This is a genomic window from Solwaraspora sp. WMMA2065, from assembly GCF_030345075.1.
Taxonomy (GTDB): domain Bacteria; phylum Actinomycetota; class Actinomycetes; order Mycobacteriales; family Micromonosporaceae; genus Micromonospora_E.
This window is the reverse complement of the sequence record NZ_CP128361.1, coordinates 2,968,585-2,980,855: the sequence shown is the minus strand read 5'-3', so window position 1 is coordinate 2,980,855 and position 12,271 is coordinate 2,968,585. Positions and strand designations below refer to the sequence as shown.

3 protein-coding genes are annotated in these 12,271 nt (G+C 74.7%); all 3 read right to left on the bottom strand.

Annotated elements, in window-relative coordinates; translation table 11 throughout:
* Window positions 1–121: 121 nt before the first annotated feature.
* The 3 genes from O7610_RS13410 to O7610_RS13400 are packed head-to-tail and all read right to left on the bottom strand — an operon-like array spanning window position 122 to window position 12,134.
* Window positions 122–535 carry a rhodanese-like domain-containing protein gene (locus O7610_RS13410; protein ID WP_289213417.1) on the bottom strand — a complete coding sequence of 138 codons (414 nt, stop codon included), beginning with the start codon at window positions 533–535 and terminating at the stop codon, window positions 122–124.
* A complete protein-coding gene (locus tag O7610_RS13405) occupies window positions 532–666 on the bottom strand; it encodes a hypothetical protein (RefSeq protein ID WP_281551072.1) in 135 nt (44 codons plus the stop codon). Before O7610_RS13405 ends, O7610_RS13410 begins: the two co-directional genes overlap by 4 nt.
* Window positions 663–12,134, bottom strand: coding sequence for a non-ribosomal peptide synthetase (locus O7610_RS13400; protein WP_289213416.1), 11,472 nt, complete (start codon window positions 12,132–12,134; stop codon window positions 663–665). The genes O7610_RS13405 and O7610_RS13400 overlap by 4 nt, the downstream gene beginning before the upstream one ends.
* Window positions 12,135–12,271: the final 137 nt, after the last annotated feature.

Here is a 12,271-nt window from a genome sequence, read left to right as displayed (position 1 = left end):
GCCGGCCGGACTACATTCGATCAGCCGTCGGCCCGGCGATCAATGGTCGTTGCCCGCATCCCGGTGGTACCTGGGCGCCACCGGCGGAGGGCACTGTGGTCCGATGGCGGTGGAGGGAGTCTTACCGGTGCGGGTTGACCACCGGTAGCCCGGCGGCCTGCCAGGCGGCGAAACCACCGGTCAGGTCGGTGGCCCGGGCTAAACCGATGTCCTGGAGCGAGGCGGCCGCCAACGAGGAGGCGTACCCCTCCTGACAGAAGATGATCGGCCACAGTCGCAGGTCGTCGGCGAGGTCGATCCGGGCCGCGCTACGGGGGTCGAGCCGCCATTCCAGCACGTTGCGTTCGATCACGAGCGCGTCGCGGATCTCCCCGAACTCCGCGCGTTGGGCGATCGGCCGGATGTCGACCAGCATCGCTCGACCTTCGCGCTGGGCCTGCTGGGCAACGACCGGGTTGACCCGGTCCAACCGTTCGCGTACCTGGTCGAGTAGCCGGTCGATGCCGGGTCCGGGCCGTTCGGGCGGCCGGGTCACCACTTGGCTCCGGGCCGGTCCGCAGCCAGCAGCTGCAGCCCGGACGAGTCGCCGTGGTCGTGCGGATGAACGGCTCGTCGCGTATCGGCCGCCAGGTGGTCGGCTCGCGTCTCGGTGGTGATGGTGATCATGCTACCCCTTTCTGTGAGCGGACGTGCCGCGCCGCCGCCAGCCGCCCGTCGATCAACTCGGCGACAGTAGTGCCGCCCAGATGCAGTGGGGCAGCCGTTGTCCCGGCCCTGCGCGCCGCAGACCAGTACGCCGCCGTCAGATCTGTGTCGACCAGACCATGCACCAGCGGCAGCTCCGGCCGGTCCGCCTGCAGCAGCGACTCCAGCTGGCACGAGGCCACCGTGTCCGGCAGCGCGGTGCGTGCCGCGTACCCGGCCACTGCCGCCGCCGGCAGACCGGCGGGCAGGACCCGCCGCACCGGGCCGCAGGAGAGCAGCCCGCCGCCCACCACCAGCACGTCGCCATCGTCGCGCATCCGCCGCAGTGCGGCGGCCGGGTTCACACAATGCGGGAACGAGTCGTCGACCAGCACGGTCCCTGGGCGCAGCCGGTCCACGTCGACGATCTCCGTGGCGCTGCTCACCGCCGCGACGATGGTCGTCGCCGCGTACACCGGTGGCGCGGCAGTGGGCGTCGAATCGGCCCAGACCAGGTCGCCCCGGTACCCGAGGCGCCGCAACCGGTCCGGGTAGTCGGCCAGCCGTCGCCGGCTGCCGGGCAGATCGGCCAGCACGATCCGTGGCGGATGCTGCCCACCCTGGCCCAGCAGCAGCTCCAGCGCCGACCGGCCGATCGAGCCCAGACCGACCACGGCGAGCGGCCCGGCGGCGAGATCACGACCGGCGGCGTCGAGGGCCGCCAGCGTGGTCAGCACCACCGAGGTGGCGGTCGTCGCGTGCCCGGTCGTCACCCGTACCGCCGGATTCACCTGCCGCAGTACGTCGAAGCCGTAGCCGGTGAACGACGGCACCAGCCCGGCGAGCGACACGCAGCGTGCTCCCTGACCTGCCGCGTGCTCGACCGCCCGTGCCACGACGTCGGCGACACCGCCGTCGAGTTCGTCGGCGAACAGCGGTAGGCAGACGAAACCGGACCGCCCGAGCGGGGTGACCAACTCTTCCAGCAGGCGGGGAGCACCGTCGGGAAACAGCAGCTTGCGGATCTGCTCCCGGGGCAGCGCCGCCGCCGGTACCCTGGCCAACCTCGCCAGCTGGGCCGGTGCCGGCAGGTAGCCGACGATCGCCGCGTCCAGCGCGGCCCCGGGGTCTGGTCCCGTCGCCCGCCGCGTCGGCAGCCCCGCACCCGCGGCGGCGTCCGGGCCGCTGTCCGTTCCGGCGCTGTCCGTTCCGGCCGCGATCAGGTCGGCCGCCATCGCGGCGACGAAGTCGGCGAAGCGGTCCGGGTCCAGCGCCTGTGCCGTCGCCCGGACGGTGACCCGCAGCCCGGCGTCGACTGGTCGGGCGGTCAGCAACACGTCGGTGCCGACCGGCGGCGGTTCCAGTTCGCTGTCGCCGTCGTCCCAGTGCAGCGTCAACCCACCCGGTGCGCCGTCACCGGTCGGTCCGATCCCGGTGAAGTCGAGGGAGCTGAAGATGAACTGCGCCCCGGCCAGCATCGCCGTCGGCCGGCTGCCGGCGGACTCGGCCGGAACCAGCTCCCCTTCGGCGCCGTGCCGGCGGGCCGTGGCGACCTCGCCGGCCACCTGGGCCAGATCGTTGTCGAACGCCCGCCCGGCACCGGTCAGCCGCAGCGGCAGCAGCACCGCGCACGGTCCGAAGAGCCGATGCAGGTCCGGTAGGGGGTGATCCCGGCCGGTCACGGTCAGACCGATCACCAGGTCGTCCTGGCCGGTCAGCCGGGCCAACCCCCGGCGGTACGCGGTGAGCACCGGCGCGTACCCGCTGCTGCCCGCGGCGGCGGCCAGCCGGCCCAGCGCGGCGGACACCGCACCATCCAAGGTGAATCCTGCGGTGTGCGACTGCCCGGTGTTGTCGGTTCCTGCGGCACCGGTCGAGGCGCGCAGCGTCGGCGGCCGGTACGGCTGCCCGAACCGTTCCCGCCACCAGCGGTCTGCCTGCGGATCCGGATCATCCTGCCGCTGCCGCTGCCGCTGCCAGGCCACGTAGTCACGGAAGGTCGTGCGCAGCGGCGCGACGTCGACCGGCGCTCCGACCGCCAGCGCGTCGTGCAGAGTCAGCAGTTCCCGCCCGAGTAGCGCCGCGCTGTACCCGTCGCCGATCAAATGGTGGGCGTGCACCAGCAGGATATGCTCGTCCGGCCCGACGGCCAGCACCAGTAGCCGCAGCAACGGCCAGGCCCACGGCTCCAACGTCCGCTGACGTTCCCGCGCGACCCGGTCGTCGACCAGGCCGGCGACCCGGCTGTCGAGCTGGTCGGCCGACCCGATGGTCTCGAACAGCACCGGCAGCCGCAGCGTCGCCGGCAACTCCTGCTGCACCGGTGGCCGGGCCCCGGCCGGAAACACGGTACGCAGCATCGGATGCCGGGCCACGGTGACGTCGACCGCCTGCTGGAAGCGGCGCCGGTCCAGCCGACCGGACATCCGCAGCCGGGCCAGCCAGGTCGAGCTGCTGCCAGGCGCGACGGCCTCGGCGAGCAGGAAGCCACGCTGGGCGGGGGCGAGTGGAAACGGCCGTGGGTCGTACGCGACCGTCGATCTGTCCGCAGCGGACGCGGCCGGGCACGACGGGCCCGGAGCCGCCGCGTCCGCCGGCACCCCGGCGGCGGCTTCGTCGATCGCCGCAGCCAGCCCGGCCAGGGTGCGGTGGTCGTAGATGACCGTCGGGCGGGGCAAGACCGAAAAGTGTTCCCGCAGCCGGGCGAAGACGTCGAGGGCCACGATGGAGTCGCCACCGATGGCGAAGAAATCGTCGTCGCGGTGTATGGCGGGCAACCCGAGCACGGACTGCCACACCTGCGCCACCCGCCGCTCCGTACCGGTGCGCGGTGCCTTGCCAACGGCAGGCGGCGGGGCGTCGTCGGCCGAGTCTGCATCCTCGCCCGGCAGCCCGGTGAATGCCAGCCGGTCAACCTTGCCGGTGGCGGTCGTCGGCAGCTCCCGTACCAGGTGAATCCGGGCCGGAACCCACTGCGGCGGCAGCCGGTCGGCGAGGTGCCGGCGCAGGTCGGCGGCGTCCGTCGCGACGTCCGCGCTCGGGGCCCGCAGTTGCGCGTACGCGACGAGCCGGGGATACGGTTGCGTCCGGAGCAGCACCACCGCCGTGGCGACCGCCGGGTGATTGCCCAGCGCCGCTTCGACCTCTGCCGGCTCGATCCGGTGGCCGTGCAGCTTCACCTGGTCGTCGAGCCGGCCGAGGAACTCCAGGTCCCCGGTGGGTCCGACGCGGACCCGGTCGCCGCTGCGGTACCAGCGCCGGCAGTCGCGGTGGACGAACGCCGCCTCAGTCTGTGCCGCATCGTCCAGGTAGCCACTGGTCAACCCGGGCCCGGAGATGAGTAGCTCGCCGGCCTCACCCGGCGGGCAGGGCCGCCCGGCGGCGTCGACGACGGTCAGCGTCGCGCCGGCGGCCGGCCGGCCGATCGGCACCCGCCGCAGGCCGTCGGCCGGCCGCCGGTCGATCAGGAACCAGGCGGCGTTGATGGTCGCCTCGGTCGGCCCGTACAGGTTGGTGATCCGGTGCCCGGGGCCGAACAGGTCGAACCAGCTCCGCACCTGCCCGGGAGGCAGCGTTTCGCCGCCGACGTGGATCCAGCGCAGCGCCGACAGGTCCGGTCGCCCGCCCGAGGCGGTACGCCGCTGCGCCGCCGCCAGCAGCTGACCCCACAGCGTCGGCACCGAGCTCCAGACCGTGATCCGGTCGTGTTCGACCCGGCGCAGCACCTCGTCGGGGTCGCGCAGCACCTGCGGGGCGAGTACGACGACCGTCGCTCCGACCAGCAGCGGCGCCAGCAGTTGCCGGACGGAGGCGTCGAAGCACAACGACGAGGTCTGCGCCAGCCGGTCACCGCTGCGGTAGCCGAACGTGTCGACCGCCCAGCGCAGATAGCCGCCAGTCGAGCGGTGACTGACCGGCACGCCCTTGGGCCGGCCGGTCGACCCGGAGGTGAAGATGACGTACGCCGTACCGTCCGGGTCGGCAGCGGCCGTGCCGTCTGTGACCGGGTCGGCAGTGGTCCCGTTGACGATGACCGTGTCGACGTCGACCATGACCAGCCCGGCCAGCGCATCGGCCAGCGTCGTCGACTCGGTGTCGTGCAACAGCACCTGTGCGCCGCTTCGCCGCAGCTGATCGCGGTGGCGGGCTGCCGGGTGGGCGACGTCCAACGGCACCCAGCCGGCTCCGACGCGCAGCACCCCGACGATGGCGGCGACGGCGGCGGGTCCGCGCGCGGCCAGCAATCCGACCAGGTCACCGGCTTGTACGCCGTGGTGGCGTAGCGCGGCGGCGACCCGGTCGGCGGCGGCGTCCAACTGCCGGTATGTCATCCGCAGCTCGCCCGCCTCGACTGCGACGGCGTCGGCGTGCCGGCGGCACACCTGCCCGATTCGCTCCACTACCGACGGCAGCATCCCCGAAGTGGACTCCCTCGAGGGCGGGTCGGTCTGCTTGGCCAGGTCAGCCAGTTCGGCGAGGAAATCGGCGGCCAGCCCGGCGACGGCCGCCCGGTCCAGCGACGCCACCGGATGGTTCCAGGCGAACCGCAGCCGCTCGCCGTCGGGCCAGCAGAGCAGCCCCAGCCGGGTGCCGGCCGACGCGGTGCCGGCGGCGACCGGCGACACCCGTACCGGGCAGTCCGTATCCGCTGTGGCCGGGAAACGGGCGAAGCTGAAACTGGCCGGGCTGGTGGTGACCGGCCGGCCGCCGACGCCGCTGCCGGCGTCGGCAGCCGGGTCGGCGGGTCGCGGCGTCGCCCGCGCCAGGTCGACCGCGTCGACCATGCCGTGCCGCTGCGCGACCAGCCAGGCGGCCAGGACCCGCCGCGCGAGGTCGGCCGCCGGCTCGGTCGGGTCGACGTCGACCGTCACCGGCAGGATGTCGGCGAACGGCCCGACGACCCGGTCGACGCCGGGCAGCCGGGCGTCGCGGCCGGCCCGCGCCACCGACACGGTGACGGTGCGCTGCCCGCTGGCGCGGGCCAGGCACCGGGCGTACCCGGCGAGCAACAGGTGGAACAGCGACACCTGTGCGGCGGCGGCCGCCCGGGTCAACGCGGCCACCGTCGGCGGGTCGACGGCGACCTGATGAGCGGCGTACGGCGGCGCGGGCGGTGCGGCCGGGTCGCGCCACGGCAGCCGCAGCCCGGTCGGCCACGACGCCAGGGTCTCCCGCCAGAAGGCCAGGTCTTCCGCGCGTGCCGGCGCGGCGACGGCCAGGTGGTCGCGGAACGTCGCCGGCACCGCCGGCAGCTGCGGTACGCGGCCGGCGGCCAGCGCCCCGTACACCTGCCACAGCTCCTCGCTGAGCACACTCAGGCTGGCCCCGTCCCCGGCGGCGTGGTGCAGCACCAGCAGCAGCTGGGCGGCGTCCGGACCGGTCCGGATCAGGGCGGCGCGCAGCGGCGGTCGGCGGGTCAGGTCGATCGGCTCGTTGCACAGCCGTTCGGTCAGCGTGTCGACGTCACCGTCACCGTCACCTTGGCCGTAGTCGTGGACGGCGTACCAGTCAGCGGCCGGCGTCGGCGGGCCGATCAGCTGACGGGGCGGCGCGGCACCGTCGTCGGTCCACCGCATCCGCAGCATCGGGTGCCGGCGCGTCAGCTGCGCCAGGGCCTGCCCGAGCAGGTCGGCGTCGAGCGGTCCGGTGACGGAGTGCCGGACGAACCCGTACGCGGCGACCTGCGGGTAGAGCCGGTGCAGCGTGTGGAACGCCCGCTGCACCCCGGACAGCGCGAACGACTCCGCGTCGTCGTCGGCGGTGACGGCGGTCGGAGCAACAGCCGGCGGCGGATCCGCCAGCCGGGCGACGAGTGCGGCGATGGTGCCGTGCTCGAACAGCAGCATGGTCGGCAGCGGCCGGCCGAGTTCACCTTCGAGGGTCTTGACCAGGTCGATGGCGGTGAGTGAGTCCAGGCCGAGGGTGAGGAACGACGTGTCGTCGTCGATCTGCGCCGGGTCGCAGTCGAGCGCGTCGGCGAGTAGCCGCCGCAGCATGTCCCCGATTTCGCCCGGGGTGTCCAGCTGCCGGTCCGCGTCACGACTCGGCACGGCCTGCGGTTGCGGCAGGGTGTCCACTGGAGGCACGCTCGCGGTGACTGTCGCAGCCTCGCCCGCAGCGGTCAGCCGGGTGACGACTAGGTGGGCGGCGGGTCGGCGCAGCGCCGACCACAGCGCCGGCAGGGCGTCGTCGAACGGCAGCGCCGGCAGTCCCCGGGCGGCCAGCCGCGCCGCGAGCCCCGGGTGGGCGGCCATCCCCGCATCGGCCAGGGCCGAGAACCCGACGGTACGCAGCGGCCGTCCGGCGGCCCGCTCGACGGCGGCGTACGTGTCCAGGAAGGCGTTGGCGGCGGCGTAGTCACCGACCGCCCCGGCGAGTCCGGGCAGCAGCGCGCTGACCGAGGTGAACGCCACCACGGTCGCCGGCCGTCGACCGTACCGGCGCAGCGCCCGGACCAGCAGGTGACCGCCGCGTACCTTCGGCGCCAGCACGGCCTGCAGTTGCGCCACGGACCTCGACCGCAGCGGGCCGGGCCGGACCGCACCGGCGGCGTGAAACACCCCGGCGAGGTCGGGCAGCCCGGCGATCAGCGCGTCGACGTCGGCGGCGTCGGTGATGTCACACCGGCGGTAGCCGACCTGCGCGCCGAGGGCACGCAGCCGGTCGACCAGACGGTCCGGCGCGGCGGCGGCGCGGCCGGCCAGCACGATCCGGCGGTGTCCGCGAGCGGCCAGGTCCGCGGCGAGCGCGGCGCCGACACCACCCGTGCCACCGACAATCAGCTGTACGCCGTCGGCGTCGACCGGTTCCGTCGTGTCCTCGGCGGCCGGTTCGGCCGGGACGAGCCGCCGGCCCAGCCGCTGCCCGCCCCGCCACGCCACCGGCCTCGACTCCGCCGGCCGCGACTCCACCGCCGCCGGATCTGACCGCGCCCCGACGGTCGCCACTTCGGCGACCAGCGCGTCGACCCGGGCCGGCACGTCATCGGCCGCTGACAGGTCCACTCCGGACACCGTGTTGTCCGGGTGTTCGTCGGCGAGCGCGGCCGTCAACCCGTTGACCAGGCTCTGCACCGGGTCCGGCCGTTCACCGGCCGCTCCGGTGCTGACCGCGTCCTGGGTGACGACCAGCAGCCGGAAACCGCGTTCGGGCAGCGTGGCGACCAGCCCGGTCACGCCGTGCAGCGTGGCGTCGACGGCCGCGTCCAGCCCGGCCACACCGCCGTCGACGTCGAACGGGTCGACGCTGGCCAGGTAGACGATGAGCTCGGCGTCACCGGTCCCGGTGACAAGCTCGATGCCGTCGGCGGCCAGCCGGTCGCGCAGCCCGTCCGCCAGCGGGCCGCCGGGCACCGCACCCGGCCCGGTCAGATGCACCGAGGCGGGGGAGTGGCCGGCCGGCACCGGCAGTGGCGACCAGCGCACCTGATGGACCAGATCGTCCTTCATGGTCGCCGGCAGCCAGTGCCGTCGCCGCTGGAACGGGTACGTCGGCACGGCCACCCGGCGCCGACCACCGGAGAGCCGGACCCGGTCCAGGGCGACTCCGCGCTGCCACAGCGCCCCGACCAGCCCGGTCAGCCCGCCGTCGGCGTCGGTCGGCGGCACCGACAGCATCTCGACCCGGTCCGCCGCCTCCGGCGACGCCTCGCGTTCGGCCAGGGTCAGCCGGTCCGGGTCGAGGCCGAGCAGCACGTCGTAGCCCTGGTCGAGCAGTGCCCGCAGCTGGTCGGCGTCGTCGCCGACGACGGCGTCGGGCACCACCCCCCAGTCGGCGAGCCGCCGGCAGACCGCCGTCGGCCCGGTCTCGTCGCCGGGCCACACCACGGCGGTACGCGGCCGGCGTACCACCTCGGTGACCGGGCCGGACGCGGCGGCGGCCAACGCGGCGGCGAGCCCGGCGGTGCTGTCGCCGACGACAGCGACCCGGTGCGGCCGGTCGTCCCGGGCGGTGTTGACGGTGGCGCAGACATCGCCGGGATCCAGCTCCGGATGCGCGTCGAGATGGGCGGCGAGGTCCTGCAGCGACTGCCGCAACGCGACCTCGGTCGCCGCCGAGCAGGTCAACAGGTACGGCGGCCCGGCGATGGTCGCCCCGGCAGCCTGCTGCGGTGCCGGTGCCGGATCGGCCTCCTGCAGGATCGCGTGCGCGTTGGTGCCGCCGAACCCGAACGCGTTCACCCCGGCGGTCAACGGACCGTCATCGTCGACCCAGTCCTGCGCGCCGGTCGCCACCTCGAACCCGGCGCCGGCCAGGTCCAGCCGGGGCGACGGGGTGCCGACGTGCAGCGACGGAGGCAGTTGCCGGTGCCGTAGCGCCAGGATCACCTTGACCAGAGCCGGCATCCCGGCGGCGTTGAGCAGGTGACCGAGGTTCGACTTGACCGAGCCGAGCAGCCGGGGCCGGCCGTCCGGGCGCGGCGGGAAGGCGTACGCCAACGACCGCACCTCGACCGGGTCGCCGAGCTCCGTACCCGTCCCGTGGGCCTCCACGTAGGACACGATGGTCGGGTCGACGCCGCTGTCCCGGTACGCCTGGGCGACCACTTCCCGTTGGCGCAACGGGTTCGGTGCCAGCAGACTCAGCGAGCGGCCGTCGTTGTTGACGGCGGTCCCGCGTACCAGGGCAAGAAGTCCGTCCCCGGCGGCGCGGGCGTCGTCGACGCGGGCCAGGACCAGCGCGGCCCCGCCCTCGCCGGGCACGAACCCGTCGGCGTCGGCGGCGAATACCCGGCACCGGCCGGTGGCCGACAGCGCCCCGGCGGCGGCGAGCAGCCGGTGCCCGGTCGGGGTCAGGTTCAGGTTGACCCCGCCGACCACGGCCAGGTCACATTCGCGCTCGCGCAGGCTGCGTACTGCCAGGTGCAGCGCGACCAGCGCCGACGAGCAGGCGGTGTCGACCGCGATCGCCGGCCCGGTCAGGTCGAGGGCCTGCGCGACGCGGGCCGGGATCAGGTTGCGCAGGTTGCCGACCAGCGCGGCCGGTTCGCCGGTGACGTCGGAATCGGCGCGGAGCAGTTCGGTGTAGCCGCTCTCGCCGACCGCCGCGAACACCCCGACCCGGCGGCCGTGCCGGCGCGGCCCGGCGTACCCGGCGCGTTCCAACGCCTCGTGCGCCAACTCCAGGAAGATCCGGGCGTGCGGGTCGGCGTGGTCGGCGTCGGTGTCGGACATGCCGAAGAAGCCGGCGTCGAAGCCGGCCGGGTCGTCAAGAAACGCCCCCCAGCGGGCGGTCTCGCCCTCGACCGGCCGCCACCGCTGCGGCGGGATCTCGCCGACGCTGTCGCGCCCGTCTAGCAGCTGCCGCCAGAACTCGTCCGGGCTGTCCGCACCGGGGAACCGGCAGGCCAGCCCGATAATCGCCACCCCGTCCGCCGGCCCGGCAGCCGCAGCGGCGGCTGGCCCGCTCGCCGGTCGGGCCGGTTTCAGGCTCCCGTCCTGCACTGGGGCGAGCAGATGGTCGGCCAGCGCCGCCACCGTCGCCCGTTCCCGCAGCTCGGCCGGGTCGAGTTCGCGGCCGAACGCGTCCTCCAGTCCGGCCAGCACCTCCATCGCCTGCAGCGACGAACCGCCCAGCGTGCTGAACCGGTCGTGGACGCCGATCCCGTCGGCTGGCCGGCGCAGCACTCGCGCCCACACCGCCCGCACGACCCGCTCCACCTCGTCGCGGCTCCCGCCGCCGGCCACCGTGCTCATCGTCGGTGCGATCGCCGACGTCGACGGTGCCGTTGCCGCCCAGCGCTGTTCGACGGCGGCGAAGTCACCGGCGGCGTACCGCTGGCGCAGCCGGGGCCGACGCAGCTTGCCGCTGGTGGTGCGGGGGAACGCCCCGGCCGGCACCGGCAGCACCCGTACCTGGTCGTGCCCGGTCGCCGCCACGATCCGGGCCGCCACCTCACCGAGCACCGCAGCGGCGTCGGCCGATGGCGCCATGGTGCCGGCCCACTGCACGAAGACCACGATCCGTTCGGCACCGCTGTCGTGGTCGCTGCAGCCGATCACCGCGACCCGCCCCGCCGGCAGCCCGGCCGTGCCGGCGACGACCTCCTCCAGGTCGGCGGCGTGGAACGTACGGCCGTTGACGAACACCACGTCCTTGGCCCGGCCGGTCACGCAGAGCCGGCCGCCGTCGCGCAAAAATCCCAGATCACCGGTACGCAGCCACCCGTCGACGAACACCTCGGCGGTGGCCGTCGGATCACCGTGGTAGCCGGCGGCCACGTTCGGGCCACGTACCTCGATCCGGCCGACCTGCGGCGCACCGCCGTCGCGGCCGTCACCGACGATCCGGCCGGCGTCGTCGCCTCCGACGACGTTGCCGGCGTCGTCGACGACGCGCACCTGACAGCCGGGCACCGGCGGCCCGACGTCCATGAACTCCACCGCGCCCGGGTCGCCTGCGGCAGCCGGCTGCACCGTGCCGGCGGCGAGCGCCGTCCGGTCCACCCGCACCGGTACGGCGGTCTCGCCCAGCGGCGGGACGGTGACGGCGAGGGTCGCCTCGGCCAGCCCGTACACCGGTTGCAGTGCGGCCGGGTCGAGCCCGGCGGGCCGGGTCCGTTCGACGAACGCCCGCCACACCACCGGCGAGATCGGCTCCGCGCCGACCATCATCAGCCGTACGGCGCTCAGGTCCAGCCCGGCCAGGGCCTCGGCCGGCACCCGCCGGACGGCGAGGGCGAGGGCGAAGTTGGCCGCCGACAGCAGCGTGGCCCGGTGCCGGTGCGCGGCGCTGAACCACAGCAGCGGCCGTTTCGCGAAGGTCAGCGGGCCGATCCGCACCTGCCGCAGCCGGGCGGCCAGCGGTGCCAGGTGGGTGCCGATCAGCCCCATGTCGTGGAAGTACGGCATCCAGCTGACCGAGACGTCGTCGGCGGTCAGTGCGGCGGCCTGGCCGATCTGCCGTAGGTTCGCCAGCACGTTGCGGTGTCGCAGCTCGACGCCGCGCGGAGTGCCGGTGCTACCGGAGGAGAACTGCAGGAACGCGGGTGAGTCGGGGTCGGGTGTCGGCAGCTTGCGTGGTGCTCTCCCGCCGGCCCGCAAGGTGGCGAGGCGCAGCGCCGGGGCGTCGGCCTGCCGCGCCACCGGGGCGCAGGCGTCGTCGACGATCACCGGTACGCCGCCGAGCAGGTCACGCACGCCGGCCACCCGGGTCGGTTCCGCCGGCAGCGGTACGGGGACCAGCCCGGCCGCCAGCGCGCCCCAGAACACCGGCTGGAAGTCGTCGCCGGCATCGGCCAGCAGGATCACCGGCGTGCCGGCCGCGATCCCGGCGTCCCGCAGCCCACCGGCGACCCGTAGTGCGTCGTCGCGCAGCTGACGGTGGGTGACGACGCGTTCGGTGCCGTCCCCGCGTACGTGCGTGCTCGTCTGATCCGGGGCGGCGTCGGCGGCTGCGATCAGCACATCGAGCAGGTGTTTCTCGCCGTTCGGCCCGTCCGTGATCAGCACGGCCAGACCCTAGCCGAGCCGGTCGACACCCCACCTGGTCCGGCCAGCCGGAACGCGGCGAATCCCGGGTGTCGTGTGCCGGCGAGCGTCGGCGTGTGAGCCAGTCCGGCTTGGCGTAGCTGCGCGCCGGAAGCGCT